13 protein-coding genes are annotated in these 19078 nt (G+C 69.2%); 2 read left to right on the forward strand and 11 right to left on the reverse strand.

The genetic code is table 11. From position 1 onward, the window contains the following. Window positions 1–104: 104 nt before the first annotated feature. The 8 genes from tsaB to ASG62_RS10390 all read right to left on the reverse strand — a co-directional run bounded on the left by tsaB (window position 105) and on the right by ASG62_RS10390 (window position 10593). Window positions 105–800 (reverse strand): tRNA (adenosine(37)-N6)-threonylcarbamoyltransferase complex dimerization subunit type 1 TsaB, encoded by a 696-nt coding sequence (gene tsaB, locus ASG62_RS10355; RefSeq protein ID WP_244487434.1) that lies wholly within the window; start codon window positions 798–800, stop codon window positions 105–107. Between the two features lie 13 nt (window positions 801–813). Further along, window positions 814–1380: a NifU family protein gene (locus tag ASG62_RS10360; protein WP_056688848.1), complete on the reverse strand. Its 567-nt coding sequence runs from the start codon at window positions 1378–1380 to the stop codon at window positions 814–816. Between the two features lie 165 nt (window positions 1381–1545). Further along, window positions 1546–2037, reverse strand: coding sequence for a universal stress protein (locus tag ASG62_RS10365; RefSeq protein WP_056688850.1), 492 nt, complete (start codon window positions 2035–2037; stop codon window positions 1546–1548). Between the two features lie 71 nt (window positions 2038–2108). After that, on the reverse strand, window positions 2109–3200 hold the full coding sequence (trpS, locus tag ASG62_RS10370) for a tryptophan--tRNA ligase (protein WP_056688854.1): 1092 nt from the start codon (window positions 3198–3200) through the stop codon (window positions 2109–2111). Between the two features lie 151 nt (window positions 3201–3351). Further along, window positions 3352–4950 (reverse strand): murein biosynthesis integral membrane protein MurJ, encoded by a 1599-nt coding sequence (gene murJ, locus ASG62_RS10375; RefSeq protein ID WP_056688856.1) that lies wholly within the window; start codon window positions 4948–4950, stop codon window positions 3352–3354. 10 nt (window positions 4951–4960) lie between these two features. Beyond that, a complete protein-coding gene (locus ASG62_RS10380) occupies window positions 4961–7813 on the reverse strand; it encodes a [protein-PII] uridylyltransferase (RefSeq protein WP_056688860.1) in 2853 nt (950 codons plus the stop codon). Between the two features lie 254 nt (window positions 7814–8067). After that, a complete protein-coding gene (locus ASG62_RS10385; RefSeq protein WP_056688864.1) occupies window positions 8068–8913 on the reverse strand; it encodes an SDR family oxidoreductase in 846 nt (281 codons plus the stop codon). Window positions 8914–9078: 165 nt separating this feature from the next. After that, window positions 9079–10593 carry an MFS transporter gene (locus ASG62_RS10390; RefSeq protein WP_056688869.1) on the reverse strand — a complete coding sequence of 505 codons (1515 nt, stop codon included), beginning with the start codon at window positions 10591–10593 and terminating at the stop codon, window positions 9079–9081. A 468-nt stretch (window positions 10594–11061) separates the two neighbouring features. Between ASG62_RS10390 and ASG62_RS10395 the strand changes: the two genes are divergently transcribed. Next, window positions 11062–13017, forward strand: a complete 1956-nt coding sequence (locus ASG62_RS10395) for a putative bifunctional diguanylate cyclase/phosphodiesterase (protein WP_162245976.1) — start codon at window positions 11062–11064, stop codon at window positions 13015–13017. Window positions 13018–13087: 70 nt separating this feature from the next. Here ASG62_RS10395 and mutS read toward each other — a convergent pair whose 3' ends face one another. Then, complete coding sequence (mutS, locus tag ASG62_RS10400) at window positions 13088–15790, reverse strand: DNA mismatch repair protein MutS (protein ID WP_056688878.1); 2703 nt, start codon at window positions 15788–15790, stop codon at window positions 13088–13090. Between the two features lie 457 nt (window positions 15791–16247). On the opposite strand from mutS, the gene ASG62_RS26965 reads away from it, so the two are divergent. Further along, window positions 16248–16544, forward strand: a complete 297-nt coding sequence (locus tag ASG62_RS26965; protein ID WP_056688881.1) for a DUF1236 domain-containing protein — start codon at window positions 16248–16250, stop codon at window positions 16542–16544. Between the two features lie 364 nt (window positions 16545–16908). On the opposite strand, the gene ASG62_RS10410 is transcribed toward ASG62_RS26965, so the two are convergent. Both ASG62_RS10410 and ASG62_RS10415 read right to left on the reverse strand, forming a co-directional pair. Then, window positions 16909–17835 (reverse strand): GNAT family N-acyltransferase, encoded by a 927-nt coding sequence (locus ASG62_RS10410; RefSeq protein WP_082536898.1) that lies wholly within the window; start codon window positions 17833–17835, stop codon window positions 16909–16911. 230 nt (window positions 17836–18065) lie between these two features. Next, the gene (locus ASG62_RS10415; RefSeq protein ID WP_056688883.1) at window positions 18066–19058 is read right to left on the reverse strand and encodes an MDR family oxidoreductase; all 993 of its coding nucleotides are present in this window, start codon (window positions 19056–19058) and stop codon (window positions 18066–18068) included. Between the last annotated feature and the right edge of the window lie 20 nt (window positions 19059–19078).

The following is a 19078-nucleotide window of genomic DNA, read 5'->3' on the forward strand; positions in this document are numbered from 1 at the left end:
CCCGATCCAATCTTCGGAGGGCACGGATCTTGACGCCCGGCCCCTCCGATCCCGCCCAGTCTAGTGGCCGTTTCCTTTCGCAAGGATGATTTGCAGCTATCTTTTCATCTCGGCGCGTCCATGGCGATGCGCTCGATCGCAGCACGCGTCGGCGGCTTGGCATCGGCACCCCGCAGATAGAGCGGGCTCGGCACGGCTCCCGGCTCCCGCGACGCCGCGATGCGCGCGACGGCGGCGATATCGACATAGGCCTCCGGCATTGCCCGCACCGGCCAACGGCCCGCCAGCGCATCGGCCGCGATCGAAGCGCCGCTGCCGGTCACGATCAGCGAGGCGCCCTCTTCAAAGCCAGCAAGAAAGCCCGGCAGATCGGCGGGCGCGAGGGCCGTCGGCTCCAGGATCTCGGTGCCATCGGAGTCGTGGAGGGCGGCATAGATCTCGCCACGCTTGGCGTCGAGAACCGCGAGGACGGGCAGCCCCCCGCCCCGATGCGGCTCTGCCAGCGCCTCCAGCGTGCCCACCCCGAGCGCCGGAAGGCCCAGCGCCAGCGACAGGCCACGGACGGCGGCGACGCCGACGCGCAGCCCCGTGAAGGAGCCGGGACCGACGACGACGGCAAGCCTGGTCAGATCGGCATAGGTCGCGCCGGCCTCGCCGAGGAGGCCCGCCACGTCGTCCATCAGCCGTTCGGCATGGCCCTTGCCGATGTCGGGATCGGCCCGCGCGAGAACCTGCCGCGTCTTCGGATCGAAGAGGCAGGCCGAGCAGCGCGAACCGGCGGTGTCGATGGCCAGAAGCAAGACCGCGGTCCGCTCAGACCGCTTCGACCTGCTCCACCTCGGGAATGAAATGGCGCAGGAGGTTCTGGATGCCGTGCTTCAGCGTCGCGGTCGAGGACGGGCAGCCGGCGCAGGAGCCGCGCATGTTCAGATAGACCGTTCCCTCGCGAAAGCCGCGGAAGGTGATGTCGCCGCCATCCTGCGCGACGGCTGGGCGGACGCGCGATTCCAGCAGTTCCTTGATCGTCTCGACGATGCCTGCATCGCCCTCCTCGAAGAACTCCTCGCCGTCCTCCGCCGGGGCGGCGGCGCCCGAGGCAGCCATGACCGGGCGGTCCGACATGAAATGCTCCATCAGCCCGGCGAGAATCGCCGGCTTGAGGTGCTGCCAGTCCGGTCCGTCCTTGGTGACGGTCACGAAATCGTAGCCGAAGAAGACGCCGGTCACGCCGGAAATCTCCATCAGGCGGCCGGCGAGCGGGGAACGGGCTTCGGCGTCCTCGCGTGTCAGGAATTCGACGGCCCCGTCCTCCACGACGACGCGGCCGGGCAGGAACTTGAGGGTCGCCGGGTTCGGCGTGACTTCGGTCTGGATGAACATCGATGGGCCTCGCTAAGGCGACGGGTCAAGGCCGCGCCCGCTCGTGTTTGGAACGCTTCTCGTCTACGCCGCTTGCCGCGCCGCGACAAGGCGAGCGCTCGATGGCCTGGATATGGGGATCGAAGCGGCTTCGATGAAGGGGGTCGGAGCATCGCGCACGATGCTCTAGCTCAGGCTCTCGATCTCGTCGTCGGTCAGCGTGGACGGCACGATCGTGACGGGAATCGGAAAGGCCGCCGCCTTGCCCGCGACGGAGGAGACGAGCGGGCCCGGCCCTTCCGTCGAGTTTCCCGACGCCAGGACGAGGATCGCGATCTCGCGGTCCGATTCGATCAGGGCGTGGATCTCCTCGTCCGTCTTGCCCTCGCGCACGACGAGTTCGGGCTCGATGCCGACGCTCTCGCGGATCTCCTCGGCGATCTTGGAGAGCCGGGCATGGGCCTCGGCCTCGGCCTCGGCGCGCATGATCTTCTCGACGCCGAGGAACTGCTGGAAATCCGCGGATTCCACGACATAGAGAAACACCGCCGCCCCGCCGCTCGACTTGGCGCGCCGCGCGGCATAGGAGGCCGCGCGCCCGCATTCGGGCGTCGCGTCGATGATGGCGAGAAACTTCCGCCGGCCGCCGGCATCCCGGCTCGTTCGTTTGGAGACCATGGCGGGAAGATGGCAGCGAGGCGGGGGAAGGGCAAGCGGCGAGAAGCGGTCCCTCGTCGCCGCTGCCGGTGTCAGTCCGACAGGAAGCCGACGATGTCGCGAACGTCGCGCATGGTGACGTCGGCGAGGTCCCGCGCTCTGGCGCCGCCCTCCGAGAGCGTGCGGTCGATCTCGGCGGGGTCGTCCATGATGCGGCGCATCTCGCCGGTGATGGGGGCAAGGGTCTCGACGGCGAGTTCGGCGAGGATCGGCTTGAAGGCGGAGAACTGGCGGCCGCCGAACTCGGACAGGACGCCCGCCTTGTCGCGGCCGGCCAGCGCGGCGAAGATGCCGACGAGGTTCTCCGCCTCGGGGCGCCCGGCAAGGCCCGCGACGTCGGAGGGCAGGTCCTGCGGGTCGGTCTTGGCCTTGCGGATCTTGCGCGCGATCGTCTCGGCATCGTCGGTGAGGTTGATGCGCGACAGATCGGACGGGTCGGACTTCGACATCTTCTTGGCGCCGTCCTTGAGGCTCATGACGCGCGTCGCCGGCCCCTCGATCAGCGGCTCGGTGATCGGGAAGAAGCCGGTCTCGCCATCGGCGCCGCCCCCCTGAGCGCCCATGGGAACGCCGAGGCCGAGCGCCTCGATCCGGGCGGCGAAGTCGTTGTTGAACTTGGCGGCGATGTCGCGCGTCAGCTCCAGGTGCTGCTTCTGGTCGTCGCCGACGGGCACGTGCGTCGCGCGATAGAGAAGGATGTCGGCGGCCATCAGGGAGGGGTAGGCGAGAAGGCCGAGCGAGGCGTTCTCGCGGTCCTTGCCGGCCTTCTCCTTGAACTGCGTCATGCGGTTCATCCAGCCGACGCGCGCCACGCAGTTGAACACCCAGGCGAGTTCCGCATGGCCGGGCACGCGGCTCTGGTTGAAGACGATGTTCTTCTTCGGGTCGATGCCGGAGGCGATGAAGGCGGCGGCGATCTGGCGCGTCTGGCCGACGAGGTCCTCGTGGACGAGCTGGGCCGTGATCGAGTGGAGATCGACGACGCAGAAGAGGCAGGCCTGCCGCTCCTGCAGCGCGACGAATTTCTTGATCGCGCCGAGATAGTTGCCGAGATGGAGATTGCCGGTCGGCTGGACGCCGGAAAAGACGCGCGGCTCGAAGCCGGCCGAACTTAGCTGTGACATGGCGCCCTCGGCTCGATCCTTCTCGCAAGGGTCGCCCCCCGCAAGGCGGGACCTTTCCCGCGGAGCGGACCTATGCACCGTGGCTTCTCCGCGATCAAGCCGCCCGCTTGCCCGAAGGCGGGCACGGGCGGCCGAACCCCGGAACGCGCCGTCACCGCTTGCGGCGCACGACCTTCATCACGAGGCTGCGGTCGACGGCGCCGGTCGCGAGCGTCAGCGCGAAATAGACGAGCATGGCGACGGCGACGAGGACGAGGACGCCGAGCGCCTGTTCGAAGACGCTCGATCCCGGCCGCAGCCAGGGCTCCATCACCTGGGTGAGCCCGACCAGCGCGAGGCCCATCAGCCCCGCCGACAGGACGACGAGAAGGCCCCGCTTCACGAGCGCGGCGTCGAGCTTCCAGAGGCCCCGGCTGCGCAGGCCCTCGAAGAGGAGGACCGCGTTCAGCCAGCCGGCCAGCGTCGTCGCGAGCGCGATGCCCTGCTCGGCATAGAGCCGGAAGAGACCGAGCGAGAGGAGGATGTTGGCGACGGCCGAGGCGCCGGTGACGACCATCGGCGTCTTCGTGTCCTCCCGCGCGAAATAGCCGGGCGAGAAGACCTTGATGAGGACGAAGGCGGGAAGGCCCAGCGCATAGAGGCCGAGGACGCTCGCCACCGGCCCCGTCGTCGCCGCGTCGAAGGCGCCGCGCTCGTAGATCAGGCGGATGATCGGCTCGGGAATGACGTAGAGCGCGACCGCGGCCGGGACGGTCAGGAAGAGCGCGAATTCCAGGCTCCGGTTCTGCGTGTGCTGCGCCTCGGCGAGGCGCCCCGCCTTCAGCGCGCGGGCGAGCTCGGGCAGAAGCACGACGCCGATGGCGACGCCCACCATGCCGAGCGGCAGCTGGTAGGGCCGATCGGCATATTGGAGGATCGAGACCGCGCCCGGCTTGTAGGAGGCGATGGCCTGTCCGACGAAGAGGTTGATCTGCGTGATGCCGCCGATCAGCGCGGCGGGGCCGGCGAGGATCAGAAGCCGCTTCAGCCCGGCCGTCCAGCGCGGGCGCTGGAGGCTGACGCCGAAGCCGGCCATGCGCATGGCGATCGTCACCATGGCGAGCTGCGCGATGCCGGCGATGAGGACGCCCCAGCTCATCAGGAAGCCGATCGTCGCCGTGTTCGCGCCCGTCCACCAGCACCAGGCCAGGACCGAGATGAGGACGATGTTGAGGATCGTCGGCGCCGCGGCCGCCGCGAAGAAGCGCCGGAAGGCGTTGAGAATGCCCGACACCATCGCCATCAGCGACATGCAGGCGAGATAGGGGAACATGATGCGCGAGAAGGCGACGGTGATGTCGAAGCGCTCGGCGCAGGAGAGCGCCTGACGGGCGCCCGCCTCGTCGATGCAGGCGGAAAGACCCGGCGCGATGATCGTCTGCACCAGGAAGGGCATGAAGATCATGGCGAGCACGGTGAGGCCCGCCAGGACGACGAAGAGCGTGGAGAAGACCTCGGTCGCGAAGGCGCGCGCGCCCGCCTCGCCGTCCTCTTCGAGCTTGCGGGCGAAGAGCGGGATGAAGGCGGCGTTGAAGGCCCCTTCCGCAAAGAGGCGCCGGAAGAGGTTGGGAAAGCGGAAGGCGAGGTTGAAGGCGTCCGCGACCGGCCCGATGCCGAGGGCGGAGGCCATCATCATCTCGCGGCCGAACCCGAAGAGGCGCGACAGCAGCGTCGCGCCGCCCACGGTGGCGAATTTTCCGGCAAGGCTCATGGGATGAAACTCAAAGGGAGGCGAAGCCGAAGGCTCGGGCGCTCGGACGGGCGGTCGGCGAGGACAGCTCGGCCTCGGGATTTTCGAAGACCGAGATCATCCGGCGCTCGATCCGCCCGATGCGGGCCTCGCCCACGACCTTCATCTTGGTGAGATCGGTGACGTAGAACACGTCGACGACCTTCTCGCCATAGGTCGAGATATGGGCCGAGCGGATGTCGAGGCTGAGATCGGAGAGCGCGCCGGTGAGGTCGGCCAGAAGCCCCGGCCGGTCCAGCCCCTCCACCTCCACGACGGTGAACTGGTTGGAGAGCGCGTTGTCGATGGAGACGCGCGGCTTGACGCTGAAGGGGCGCCCGATGCGCGCGCCCTTCCGGCCGGCGATCAGCTTCGGCATGATCTCGCAGCCGTCGAGAAGGTTGCGGATGTGGCCGCCGATCCGCTGCGCCCGGCGCATCTCGTCCTCGTCGCCGGAGAATTCGCGGTTCAGCGTCACGATGTCGAGCGCGCGCCCGTCGGCCATGGTGAAGATCTGCGCGTCCGCGATGTTGGCGCCGGCGGCCGCGCAGGCGCCCGCGATCAGCGAGACGAGGCGCGGGTGGTCGGGCGCCAGAACCATGATCTCGGTGATGGCGCGGTAGGCGTCGGTGCGCGCCTCGATGTGCAGCTCCCGCCCGGCCACCGTCGCCTGGCGCACGAAATCCGCGTGGCGGCGCTGCTCCTCGAGGGGCACGGTCAGGAAGTAGTTCTGATAGTGGAGGTCGATATAGGCGGCCCGCTCCGCCTCCGACCAGTCGGCGAGGCGCTCGGCCAGAAGCTCGCGCGCCCGGGCGAAGCGCTGCGAGCGCGGCGTCTGCGAGAAGCCGCCGGTCAGAACCGGCTCGGTCTCCCAGTAGAGCGTGCGGATCAGCTGGCCCTTCCAGCCGTTCCAGACGCCGGGGCCGACCGCGCGGATGTCGCAGACGGTGAGCACGGTCAGGAGCTTCAGCCGGTCGAGCGTGCGCACGCGCTCGGCGAAGTCGAGGATCGTCTTGCGGTCGTTGAGGTCGCGCTGCTGCGCCGTCATGGAGAGGACGAGATGGTCCTCGACCAGCCAGGCGACGAGGTCGGTCTCGCGCTCGTCGAGCCCGAGCCGCGGACAGAGCTTGCGCGCGATCTTGGCGCCCATGACCGAATGGTCCTCCGGGCGGCCCTTGGCGATGTCGTGGAGGAGCAGCGCGACGTAGAGCGGCACGCGGTCCTTCATGTCCTTCACGATGCCGGTGGAGACCGGCAGCTCGTCGCCGAGCTCGTCGCGCTCAATGCGCGAGAGCATGGCGATGGAGCGCAGGAGATGCTCGTCCACCGTGTAGTGATGGTACATGTTGAACTGCATCATCGAGACGATGCGGCCGAAATCGGGGATGAAGCGGCCGAGGACGCCGGCCTCGTTCATGCGCCGCAGATGCAGCTCGGGATCGAGCCGGTCGGTGAGGACGTCGAGGAAGAGGCTGTTGGCCTCCTTGTTCTCGCGAAGCTTGGCATCGACGAGGATCAGCGAGCGGCGGATGAGATGCAGCGCGTTCGGATGGTATTCGAGCTGCATGGAGGCTGCGAGCTTGAAGATCCGGATGAGGTTCACCGGGTCCTTCTGGAAGACCTCGCGGCTCGTGACGTTGATGCGGTTGTTGTCGACGTGGAAGTCGAGCGTGCCGGGGATCTTGCGCGCACGCTGGCGAAGCGAGCGCACGAAGCTCTTGAGGAGCGGCGCCTCCTTGGCTTCCTCCTCCTCCAGCGCGGCGCAGAGGATGCCGGTGAGGTCGCCGACATCCTTGGCGATCAGGAAGTAGTGCTTCATGAAGCGCTCGACGTCGCGCATGCCGGGATGGGCGTTGTAGCCGAGCCGTGCGGCGATCTCGCGCTGGAGATCGAAGGACAGGCGCTCCTCGGCCTTGCCGGTCAAGAAGTGCATGTGGCAGCGCACGGCCCAGAGGAAATCCTCGGCCTTGTGGAAGAGGCGCGCCTCGCGGCGGGAGAAGACGCCGGCGGCGACGAACTGCTCGGACGTCTCCAGCCGGTAGTGGTCCTTGGCGATCCAGAAGAGCGTGTTCAGGTCGCGAAGCCCGCCCTTGCCCTCCTTGACGTTCGGCTCGACCAGATAGCGCGTGTCGCCGCTCTTCTTGTGGCGCGCATCGCGCTCGGCGAGCTTGGCGACGATGAAGGCGCGGCTCGTGCCCTCCACGACCTCCTGGTCGAAGCGCTTGGACAGTTCGGCATAGAGCGCCTCGTCGCCGATGATCGGGCGGCGCTCCAGGATGGCGGTGCGGATGGTGAAGTCGGACTTGGCGAGGCGGATGCAGTCCTCGACCGTGCGCGTGGCATGGCCGACCTTGAAGCCGAGATCCCAGAGCAGATAGAGGAGATACTCGACGAGCTGCTCGCCGAGGACCGTCTGCTTGTAGGGCAGGAGGAAGAGAAGATCGATGTCGGAGCCCGGCGCCAGCGTGCCGCGCCCGTAGCCGCCGACGGCGACGACCGTCATGCGCTCGCCCGCCGACAGGTTGGAGGCATCGAAGACGTGGCGCACGGCGAAGCGGTAGATCGCCCGCAGCAGGGCGTCCTGCAGCGCGGAGAGCCGGCGCGCGCAGCGAAGCCCGCTGCCTTCGGCAAAGAGCAGCGCCTCGGCGGCCTTGCGCCCTTCGGCAACGCGCCGCTTCAAAAGGGCGAGCACCTCGGCGCGGACCGCGTGCGAGGCGCCAGCGCCCTGTTCGCGGCCGACGGCGAGCGCGTCGAGCTCGGCTGCGAGCGCGGCCTTGTCCAGGATGCCGACGAGAAGGGCATCCTCGGTCTCGGGGCCCCCGACGGCGCGGCGCGAGACGGTCATCCGGGCGGGCAAGGGCATGGAGCGGCGGTCCTGACGTTCGTGTGCGCCGCCTATCACAGAAATGCCGTTTGGCGAAACGCGGCGCGGGTGCCGGAGGATTTCGGCCGGGCGAGTCTACACCCGGCGGCTCTCCGGCGCCTTAACGCGGCTCCCGGCCGGACCGGACCGATCGCCGAAGCCCGCGCGGGAGCGGAAAGCTCCCACGCGGCGGATCTCGGTCCGGGTGTGCGGCAGCGGCGCCCCGAACCGTTTCGTCAGGCTCCGACGATCATGCCGCCGTTCGGATGGAGCACCTGCCCCGTGAAGTAGGACGCATCGTCGGAGGCGAGGAAGAGGAGCGCGGAGGCGACCTCGTTCGGCTGGCCCGCGCGCTTCATCGGAACTTCCGAGCCGAACTCGGCGACCTTGTCGGCGGGGAAGGACATGGGGATGAAGGGCGTCCAGATCGGGCCGGGCGCGACGCCGTTCACGCGGATGCCCTTCTCCACGAGGTTCGAGGCCATGGAGCGCGTGAAGGCCGTGATCGCGCCCTTGGTCGAGGAATAGTCGATCAGCTTCTCGTTGCCCTTGTAGCTGTTGACCGAGGTGACGTTGACGATGGAGGCGCCCGGCTTCAGGTGATCGAGGGCCGCCTGCGTCATATAGAAGTAGGCGTAGATGTTGGTCTCGAAGGTCTTGGCGAGCTGCTCCTCGCTGATCTCGCGCACGTCCTCGGCGATCTCCTGGTGGGCGGCGTTGTTGACGAGGATGTCGAGCCTGCCGAAGGCCTTCGCGGCCTCCTCGACGGCCTTCGTGCAGAAGGCCTTCTGCCGGACGTTGCCCTTGACGAGCAGGGCCCGCGTGCCCTCCGCCTCGATCAGCGCCTTGGTCTCCTCGGCGTCGCGATCCTCGTCGAGATAGACGATCGCGACGTCCGCGCCCTCGCGGGCGAAGGCGACGGCGGTGGCCCGGCCGATGCCGCTGTCGCCGCCGGTGATGATCGCGGCCTTGCCCGCGAGGCGACCGGCGCCGGGAAAGCGGGGGGCATAGTCGGGCCGCGGGTTCATCTCGTGTTCGAGGCCGGGATCGGCATCCTGATGCTGCGCGGGGAAGTTCGCCATGGGACTGCTCTCGTTGAACGGGGTGTCGGGACAGGCGGCAGGGGATGCGCCGCAAAAAGGCGGCTCGAGGGCCGCTCCATCCTGCCAAGTCCCGCCGGCCGGGCGGCGTTCCGCCCCGCGGCTCCCGAAAGCCGTTAGCCGGCTTTCGCGGCCGCAAGCTCGGCGTCAGTCCTCGGAATGGGCGGCGCAGGCCTTGGAGACCTTGGAGGCCGAGACGAGCCAGAGGACGAGACCGCAGACGGCAAAGCCCGCCAGAACCAGATAGGCCGCCGAGAACCCGTAGCGGGCGACGATGAAGCCGGCGAGCGCCGGGCTCAGCGAGGCGCCGACGCCCTGCACGGTCATGACGGCGCCGAGGCCCGCATTGACGTGGCCCGTGCCCTTCAGGATGCGCGCGACGAGGCCGGGCACGGCGACGCCAAGAAGGCCGGCACCGACGCCGTCCAGCATCTGCACCGGGATCAGCGCGAAGGGGCTCGGCCAGAGGCCCGCGATCAGGCCGCGGATCGGGAGGGCCACGAGGGCGGCGACGAGGAGGAGGAAGTAGCCGCGCCGTCCGGCGAACCCGGCCGCCAGCAGCGCGATGGGGATCATGGTCAGCTGGGCGATGATGACGGTCGCGGCCGTGTAGGCGACGGGATCGGCGAGCAATGCCTGGAGCGAGGTCGGCTGCGCGGCCGGCGAGGTCGCGGGGCGGCCCGATGTCGCCGTGCTCGGCCCGATCGTCGTGTCCGGGGCGCTGGCGGTCGAAGACCCCGCCGGGGCGGGCGAAACGCCCGACGGAGCCGAGGCCGGGCCGGATGCCGGTGCCGTCTCGCCATCGGCCGCGACGCCCGCCGCGCCCTCCGCGCTCGTCGCCTGGGCCGCGACCTGCTGGCCGAGCAGCGGCAGCATGGCGCCGTTGCCGAAGTGGAAGAGCATGAGGGTGGCGGCGAGGATGAGAAGCGGACCGGACTTGAAGAGGACGCCGAAGCTCGACGGCGCATCGCCCTCCGCCGCCCCGTTCTTTTCCGCCTCGGCCTTGCCGGCCTCGCCTCGCTTGGAGTTGAGGCCGCGCGCGGCGTCGTGGTCGATGTCGTCCGCCTTGATCGTCAGGACCGCTGCGATCGAGCCGACCGCCATGACGGTCATCAGGATGAAGACGGCGGTGAGCCCGAACTCGTAGCCGAAGAAGCCGCAGCCGGCGGCGGCGAAGACGTTGCCGCCGTGGTTCCACGCCTCGTTCCGGCCGAGCTGGTGGGCGAGCCCCTTCTGCCCGACGAGGCCGAGCGTCAGGCCCGCGATGGCCGGGCCGATGGCCGCGCCCGCGATGCCCGTGGCGATCTGCGAGGCGGCGACGAAGGGGAAGGTCGGAATGAAGAGGATGGCGAGCGAGGCGACGATGACGAGCGCGGCGCAGAAGGCGACCATGAAGCGCTTGGCCTTGGAGGCATCCGCCAGGGCGCCGAGCGGAGTCGTCGCCAGCATGCCCGCGATGCCGCCGATCGTCATGACGTAGCCGATCGTATCGGTGCCCCAGCCCTGCCCGATCAGGAAGATGCCGAGGAAGGGCCCGAGGCCGTCGCGCACGTCGGCGAGGAAGAAGTTGACCGCGGACAGCGCCTTGACGGAGCGCCCGCGCGGGACGGAATTTGCGGGCGTGCGGACGTCGCCGCGGCCAGCAGCCGATAGGGTGCTCATGTCGATCGTTCCGGCCGAGGGCGGCGTCAGTGTCGCGAAGGATCGGCGGCGCGGTTCCGGCGCTCCACCGACGGGCGCTGAGACAAATCGGGGACGCGCCAAAAGTTCCCTGAGTTGTTAGGAAAGCCGGATCGTCGGCGATCCTCGCGTGAGATCGGTTTCCCCGCGGCAAAGCCCGGCAGGCATTTCCCGCGGCGTCGCCTCGCGATCGGACCGCCGGCGACCGAACAGGAAGGGCCAATATCTGCTCGTCTCGCGAGTGCCTGCACCGACACTTTCGTCAATATTATCCGCCGGACTGATCATCATTCGGATTTTACTTGTTTAATGGATGATCGACTCTCTCCGTTTAAAGCGGTTTATTGTTTTGGCGCTATTGCTCTGCGAGTGTCGGGGAGACGTAGCGCGTTGTTCTATCGTTTCATGAGTATCGAGCGCTTCCGACGGATCCTTGGGTTCAAGGGATCGATGCCGGAAATGCAGCTGGCGCAGTTCCACGCCGTGACGAAACAGGCCGCGCTCTTCTACGCGACCTTCTGGCTCAACACGTCCTCGATCGCCTACAGCTTCTACGGCGTGGCGCCCGATTGGCTGGTCCTGCCGCCGATCTGCGTGCTCACGCCGGTCTGCCTTCTGCGCACGCTTCACTACCGGCGCAGGCAGTCCGATGCGATCGAGATCGAAGAGGCCGTCCGCCGGCTTCGGGTCCTCACCCGTTTCGTGCACCACATCATGACCGCGGTCGCGATCTGGTGCATCACGCTCTCGCAGTTCGGCGACCAGACCACCGATCTGAAGATCCTCTGCTTCGTGATCCTCCAGGCGCTGTGCAACACGTTCGGGCTGATGCACATTCCCGCCACCGCCCTGCGGGCCGCAGTTCCGTTCAGCCTGGTCGGCCTCTATTTTCTTCTCTTCAAAGGCCCCGACACGCAACTCGCGTCCCTCACCTTCCTCGTCATGAGCAACGTGGCCGTCACGCTCTCGATCATCTATTACGACGTGCTCCTGTCGCGCGTCCTCCAGCACCATCAGCTGAAGCGCCTGGGCGACGAGAACCTGCGGCTGGCCAACACCGATCTCCTGACCGGCCTGCCCAACCGGCGCAACTTCCTGCAGAAGCTGGAAGCCGAGCTCGCCGCGCCGGGTGCGGCGCTCGATCGGATGCATCTCGTCCTCATCGATCTCGACGGCTTCAAGCCGGTCAACGACACCTATGGCCATCTTGCCGGCGACAAGGTCCTGAAGGAGGTGGGACGTCGGCTCTCGGCCTTCCAGGAGCGCTGCGAGGTCGCCCGGCTGGGCGGCGACGAGTTCGGCATCGTCCTCTACGGCGACCGGCCGGCGGCCCTGCGGCAGGCCGAGGAGATCGCCCGGAGCCTCCGGCAGACCTACATGCTCGCCCAAGGCTGCGTGAACGTCGGCGCGACGCTCGGGATCGCCAATGCGGGCGAGGCCAAAGGCGAAATGCTCGAACTCATGGAGAATGCCGACTACGCGCTCTACGAAGGCAAGGCGGCCGGGCGCAACCAGACCGTGACCTTCGATCTCGGCCACGAGACGGCGCTTCACCATCGCAACCGGATGGAGCAGACGCTGCGCGACGCCGATCTGGAGGCGGAGCTGTCCCTCCAGTTCCAGCCGATCGTCTGCGCGGCGTCCGGCCAGCCGGTCATGTTCGAGGCGCTGGCGCGCTGGCAAAGCCCGCTGCTCGGAGCCGTGCCCCCGCAGAACTTCATCGCGATGGCGGAAGCCACCGATCTGATCGGCCATCTGACGAAGATCCTCTTCGCGAAGGCGCTCTCGGCCGCCACCCTCTGGCCCTCCGGCATCGGCCTGTCGTTCAACCTGTCGGCCCAGGATCTCGTCAATTCCGAAACGACGGCGATGGTCTCGCAGGCGATCGAGGCGGCCGGCATCGAGCCCGGGCGCATCACGTTCGAACTGACCGAAGGCGGTCTCATCCGCGACTTCGCGGTGGCGCAGGCGACGCTGCAGGCGCTGAAGGGGCTCGGCGTCTCTCTGGCGATCGACGATTTCGGCACGGGCTATTCGAGCCTGACCTATGTCCATCGCCTACCGATCGACAAGCTGAAGATCGACCGGTCCTTCGTGACCGAACTCGAGGAGAGCACCGCCTGCCGCGACATCGTCACGTCCATCATCGGCCTCTGCCGGAGCCAGGGTCTGGAATGCGTGGCCGAGGGCGTGGAAACCGAGGGCCAGGGCCAGCTCCTGCGCTCGCTCGGCTGCGACCTTCTCCAGGGCTACGGGCCGGGCCGGCCGATGTGGGAGAAGGACATTGCCGGCTTCATCGCGGCCGCCGAGGGCGAAAGGGCCGCCTCCGCGCGCCAGGAGCCCCCCACCGCGACGGCGGCGGACAGGAGCGCGGCCTCCGCCGCGCTGGAATGGAACTTCGCCTGAACCGCCGGCCGGCTTCGCGCCCTCCCGGCCACACGGCCCGGCCAACGCGGCCACAGGCGGCGGCGTTTATTTACTTCGCGGACGGCAGGAGGCCTTTCAGGCGGTAGAGGGCGTCCAGCGCCTCGCGCGGGCTCATCTCGTCGGGCGCCAGACCCGCCAGAGCCGCGCGAAGCGGGTCCTCGGCGGCGGGGGCCGGCGGCTCGGCCTTGCGCGCGGCGGCGCTGAAGAGCGGCAGGTCGTCGATGAAGGCGGTGCGCCGGCCCGATCCCTCGCTCGCCCGCTCCAGTTCGGCCAGGACATGGCGCGCGCGCTCCACGACGGCGGCCGGAAGGCCCGCGAGCTTGGCGACCTGGATGCCGTAGGACCGGTCGGCGACGCCGGCCTTCACCTCGTGCAGGAAGATCACCTCGCCCTCCCATTCCTTCACGCGCATCGTGGCGTTGGACAGGCGTGCCAGACGGGCGGAGAGCGCCGTCATCTCGTGGAAATGCGTGGCGAAGAGCGCCCGGCAGCGGTTCCTCTCGTGGAGATGCTCGACCGAGGCGAAGGCGATGGAGAGCCCGTCATAGGTCGAGGTGCCGCGCCCGATCTCGTCGAGGATGACGAGCGTGCGCGGGCCCGCCTGATGCAGGATCGCGGCCGTCTCCACCATCTCGACCATGAAGGTCGAGCGTCCCTCCGCCAGATCGTCGGAGGCGCCGACGCGGCTGAAAAGGCGATCGACCGTGCCGATCCGGGCGCTTTGCGCCGGCACGTAGGCGCCGATCTGCGCCAGCACCGCGATGAGGGCGTTCTGGCGCAGGAAGGTCGACTTGCCGCCCATGTTCGGTCCGGTGAGAAGCCAGATCGCGCCGGCCTCCGGCTTCTTCGTGCCCGGCGGCGGGGAGAGGTCGCAGTCGTTGGCGACGAAGGCCGGCCCGGCATGCGCCTTCAGCGCGGCCTCGACCACGGGATGGCGCCCGCCCTCGATGCGGAAGGCGAGGCTGTCGTCCACCTCAGGCCGCGTCCAGTTTTCCGACACGGCGAGGTCCGCCAGCGCCGAGGAGACGTCGAGCACGGCCAGCGCATGAGCCGCCGCGCGCAAGGGTTCGGCGGCGGAGACGATCGCCTCCGCCATGTCCGCGTAGGCGCCGAGCTCCAGCGCCAGCGCCTCGGCGGCGGCGCCCGCGATGCGGCTTTCGAGCTCGGACAGGGCATCCGTCGAATAGCGCATGCAGTTTGCCATGGTCTGGCGGTGGAAGAAGCGCGTGCGCCCCTCCTCCACCCGCTGGAGCGCGGGCGCGTGGGTCTCCGCGATCTCGACGAAATAGCCGAGCACGTTGTTGTGCTTGATCTTCAGGGACCGGACGCCGGTCTCCTCGGCATAGCGCCCCTGCAATTCGGCGATGACGCGGCGCGAGCGGTCGCGCAGCGCGCGCGCCTCGTCGAGCGCCGGGATCGCCCCTTCGCGCACGAAGCCGCCGTCGCGCTTCTGCAGGGGCACGTCGTCGGCGAGGCGCTCGGCGAGCAGGGCTTCCAACTCCGGGGGCAGCGCGCGGAGCGCTTGTCCGGCCTCGGCCAGTTCGGGCGGTAGATCGCCCTCTAGCCGTTCCGCCAGCGCGCGGGCCGTGACGAGACTGGCGAAGACGGCTTTCAGATCGCGCGGCCCCCCGCGCTCCAGCGAGAGGCGGGAGACGGCGCGCTCGATGTCGGGCGCCTGGCGCAGCGCGGCGCGCAGCCAGCGGCGCAGATCCGCATCTTCCGCGAAGGCCGCGACGGAATCCTGCCGGATGCGGATGGCGGCGGGGCTCGTGAGGGGCGAAGCGAGGCGCGTGGCGAGGAGGCGCGCGCCGGGGCCGGTCAGCGTGCGGTCGATCGCGGCCAGCAGGCTGCCCGCCCGCCCGCCGCCGACGGAGCGGGTGAGTTCGAGGCTCGCGCGGGTGGCGGGGTCGATCAGGAGGACCGCCCCCTCCTCCATGCGCTCGGGGCGGGCGAGCGCGGGGCGGGCGTCCTTCTGCGTCTTGCCGAGATAGGCGAGGAGCCCCGCCGCCGCCGACAGCTCGGCGCGGGAGAAGTCGCCGAAGCCGGAAAGCGTCGCGACGCCGTAGAACCGGCAGAGACGCTCCTCGGCGGTGGCGCCGTCGAAGAGGATGGCAGGTTCTGGCCGCGCGAGCGCGCCGAGCCTTGCGAAGACGGGCGCCATGCCCTCGTCGTGGAACAAAGCGTCGGGCACGACGATCTCGCTCGGCTCGACCGCGAGGATATCGGAGAGGAGCCGGTCCGGCTCGCTGGCGCGCACCTTGAAGTCGCCGGTCGACAGATCCGCCCAGGCCAGCGCGAAGCTGGCGCCGGCCCCCGTGCCGCCGAGCCGCGAGAGCGCCATCAGAAAGTTCGCGCGGCCGGGCTCGAGCAGCGTCTCCTCGGTGATCGTGCCGGGGGTGACGAGGCGCACGACGTCGCGCTTGACCACCGACTTGCCGCCGCGCTTCTTGGCCTCGGCGGGGTCCTCGATCTGCTCGCAGACGGCGACGCGGTGCCCGCGCTCGATCAGCTTGCGAAGATAGTCGTCGGCGGAGACGACGGGCACGCCCGCCATCGGGATGTCCTCGCCCTCGTGCTTGCCGCGCTTGGTCAGCGCGATGCCGAGCGTGCGGGCCGCGATCGCCGCGTCCTCGAAGAACAGCTCGTAGAAGTCGCCCATGCGGTAGAAGAGGAGGCAGTCGGGATTGGCCGCCTTGATCTCGATGTACTGCGCCATCATGGGCGTCGGCCCGGGTTCCTTTTCGCCCGCCATCAATCGTCCCGGTTCGCCGCCGTCTCGTCCCGGCCGCGGCCGGGATGTCCCAAGGTGCCGCGCAAGAAAACCCTCGCGCCCTCCGGTTCCTACAGAGCTTCATGGAAAGGCAAAAGGGCCGGCGCGCCGTCCTCCACCTCTATCGGACCTTGGGCGCGTGCGGCGCTGGGGCCGGGCGAACCCTCGGGCGTCATGATCCGGCTAGCGCATGCCCTGTGTCGGCGGCGGCCTCGCTCGTCCCGCGGGCAAGGCGGCCCCGCTCCTTCCCCACACGGTTTCATCGCTCGATTCCCGTCGCTCGGACATGTTTCGTTGCAATGCGGCAATTGCCCGCCGGCCGGAATTCGAGCATAATCATTTCATAGGGACAGCGCCTTCGGCAGTTGGAAAAACGGCGGGCAGACCCCACGTTCGACAGCTGCGATCCCTTCATCGCGCGTACCCTTGCGAGGCTCTCATGCGTCTTCGTCTTCTGACCGCCGCCCTTGGCGCCCTGGCCGGCGTCCTCGTCGCCGGCAGCGCCTTGGCGGCCGCGGCCGACCAGGGGGCGGACGTCAAGGTCTACGACTATGCCGTCGAGAACCCGGTCGACGACAGCCCTCTTCCCATTCCGCCCTCGCTCGGCGAGACCGTTCCGCGCACGGTCAGCCTCGTGCCGCTGAGCAAGGAATCGGGCTACGCCTATTTCTACTACAATGGCAGCCCGGTGATCGTGGACATGCGGACGCGCAGCGTCGTGCGCTTCGGCCAGTAGGGTCGCGAGCTTTCGCGGATCGAGGGTTCTTGAGGTCGGCGCTTTATGGCGCCCCCCTCTGCCTGCCGGCATCTCTCCTCGAGGGGGGGAGATCAGGCTTGTCGCGAGGTTTTCGATTTCGATCGAACGGCAGAGCTGCCGATCTCCCCCCCTTGAGGGGAAAATGCCGGCAGGCAGAGGGAGGCACCGTCGAGCGCGACCCTTCAGCCGAACCGGATTTTCAGACCAACGGCCGAAGATCCTGACCCATCCGGCCGCTGACGGCATTGCGAATGTCTCAATGGCGTTCGAGGCTTGAGACATCCGCAAACGGAAGACCGCGAGTCATTTTCAGTGACTCGCGATATCACGCCGACTCCCGGTATCACGCCAGGAAACGACCGGACTCGTCTCCGTAATATTCGATGTAGCGCGGATGGATGTTGGCGACGGGCAGGACGACTAGGACGTCGGTCGTGCCGAACTGGCGGTCCACCACGGCATCCTCTCCGATATGGCCGCCGAGGCGCAGATAGCCCTTGAGGAGCGGCGGGAGCGAGGCGAGCGCGCGGCGCTGGTCGGCTCCGGCGGGCGGCGGCGTCACGGGCGCGCGGCGCTCGGGGCGGGCGCGAACGCGCCATTCGGCGGGCGGCGCGGAGGATTCGCGCAGGAAGGCAAGCGGGGTCGCAAGGCTCGCCGGGTCCGTGCCCGCCAGCGACGCGCAGCCGAAGAGGACATCCACCCGGTGCTTGCGCACATAGGACCAGATGCCCTGCCAGAGCAGCTCGACCGTGCGCTTGCCGCGATAGTCCTTGAGGACGCAGGAGCGGCCGAGCTCCAAAAAGGTCAGGCCCTTATGGCGCGCCAACATCGGCGCGATGTCGAACTCGGAGGCCGTGTAGAAGCCGCCGGCCAGTTCCGCCGCCTCCTGGCGCATCAGCCGGTACGTGCCGACGATGCGCTCGGAGAGATCGCCGTCGCGGTCGCGGTCGATGACGAGGAGATGGTCGCAATAGCGGTCGAAGGCGTCCTTGTCCCGGCGCGTCATCTTCTGGAGCCGGCTCGGACGGGCCGACATCTCCTCGTAGAAGACGCGGTAGCGCAGCTGCTGGGCGGCCCGCACCTCGGCGGCGGAGCGGGCGAGACGCACGTCGAGCGAGCCGAGACGCCCGAGCAGGCCCGCCTCCGGATCGAACCGGCCGGGCACGCGCCGGGCGCCCGCCGGGATCATCGCCTCGAGGGCGGACCGGATGGCCGGGGCGAGCTGGCTGAGAGCCTCGCCTTCGGGGGACGCCGTCCTGAAGAGGTTCATCGAGGGCTCCTTCGCGGGCGCCCGTCCGGCCGCCTGTCCCCCAGGCCATAATACGGCTCGACAACGGTTTCGTGACCATCGCGCCGCCGGGCCGCAAAGATAGCGCGCCGGCCCCTCGATCGCCGGCGCGTCCGGGTCGATCTCCCGGGCGTCGGGTCGATAGGGCGCGAAGGCGGCAGGCCGTGCGCGCCGATCGTGAAAGCCGGTCTCGGCCCGCCCCATCGCCGTCGTCAGCCCATCTCGACGACGAGGCGGCCGCGAACGCCGCCCTCGACGATGCGATGCGCCGCAGCCTCGATGTCGTCGAAGCCGATTTTCGTCGTCAGCGAGGCGAGATGCGCCGGATCGAGATCGAGCGCGAGACGGCGCCAAGCCTCCAGGCGCAGCGCCTTGTCCGCCATGACGGAATCGATGCCGAGCAGCGAGACGCCGCGCAGGATGAAGGGGGCGACCGTCACCGGCAGGTCCATGCCCTGCGCCAGACCGCAGGCGGCGATGGCGCCGCCGCGCTTGGTGCCCGCGAGGACGTTGGCGAGCGTGTGGCTGCCCACCGCGTCGATGCCGGCCGCCCAGCGCTCCGCGGCGAGCGGCTTGCCGGGCTCGGACAGCTCGCGCCGGTCGACGATCTCGGCGGCGCCGAGGCCCTTCAGGTAGTCGGCCTCCTCCGGCCGGCCGGTCGAGGCGATCACATGCCAGCCGAGCTTGGCCAGAAGCGACACGGCGACCGAGCCGACGCCGCCGGACGCGCCGGTGACGATGGCGGGGCCGGCGGCGGGGGTCAGGCCCGCTCGCTCCAGCGCCATGACCGAGAGCATGGCGGTGTAGCCGGCCGTGCCGATGGCCATCGCCTCGGACGGCGTGAAGGCGTCCGGCAGCGGCACCAGCCATTCGCCCTTCAGCCGGGCCCGGCCGGCAAAGGCGCCGTAATGCACCTCGCCGACGCCCCAGCCGTTCAGGACGACGCGGTCGCCCGCTGTCCAGTCCGGGTTCCGCGAGGAGATGACGGTGCCTGCGAGATCGACGCCCGGGATCATCGGCCAGCGGCGCACGACGGGCGACTTGCCGGTGATGGCGAGCCCGTCCTTGTAGTTCACCGTGGTCGCCTCGACGCGGACGTCCACGTCCCCGTCCATGAGATCGGCCGGCGTCAGCTCGACCCGGTCGACGCGCTGGACCTTGTCCGGCCCCCGGGAGATCAGGATCGCGCGAAATGTCTCGTCCATGTCGATGTCTCCTTCGACTC

The sequence above is a fragment of the Aureimonas sp. Leaf427 genome (genome assembly GCF_001425485.1).
Taxonomy (GTDB): domain Bacteria; phylum Pseudomonadota; class Alphaproteobacteria; order Rhizobiales; family Rhizobiaceae; genus Plantimonas.

Coding starts and splice junctions, on each gene's coding strand:
- ASG62_RS10410 (WP_082536898.1), bottom strand. CDS start 17,835: ATGAACCTCTTCAGGACGGCGTCCCCCGAAGGCGAGGCTCTCAGCCAG.
- ASG62_RS10395 (WP_162245976.1), top strand. CDS start 11,062: ATGCCGGAAATGCAGCTGGCGCAGTTCCACGCCGTGACGAAACAGGCC.
- ASG62_RS10360 (WP_056688848.1), bottom strand. CDS start 1,380: ATGTTCATCCAGACCGAAGTCACGCCGAACCCGGCGACCCTCAAGTTC.
- murJ (WP_056688856.1), bottom strand. CDS start 4,950: ATGAGCCTTGCCGGAAAATTCGCCACCGTGGGCGGCGCGACGCTGCTG.
- trpS (WP_056688854.1), bottom strand. CDS start 3,200: ATGTCACAGCTAAGTTCGGCCGGCTTCGAGCCGCGCGTCTTTTCCGGC.
- ASG62_RS10365 (WP_056688850.1), bottom strand. CDS start 2,037: ATGGTCTCCAAACGAACGAGCCGGGATGCCGGCGGCCGGCGGAAGTTT.
- ASG62_RS10415 (WP_056688883.1), bottom strand. CDS start 19,058: ATGGACGAGACATTTCGCGCGATCCTGATCTCCCGGGGGCCGGACAAG.
- ASG62_RS10390 (WP_056688869.1), bottom strand. CDS start 10,593: ATGAGCACCCTATCGGCTGCTGGCCGCGGCGACGTCCGCACGCCCGCA.
- ASG62_RS10380 (WP_056688860.1), bottom strand. CDS start 7,813: ATGACCGTCTCGCGCCGCGCCGTCGGGGGCCCCGAGACCGAGGATGCC.
- mutS (WP_056688878.1), bottom strand. CDS start 15,790: ATGGCGGGCGAAAAGGAACCCGGGCCGACGCCCATGATGGCGCAGTAC.
- ASG62_RS26965 (WP_056688881.1), top strand. CDS start 16,248: ATGCGTCTTCGTCTTCTGACCGCCGCCCTTGGCGCCCTGGCCGGCGTC.
- ASG62_RS10385 (WP_056688864.1), bottom strand. CDS start 8,913: ATGGCGAACTTCCCCGCGCAGCATCAGGATGCCGATCCCGGCCTCGAA.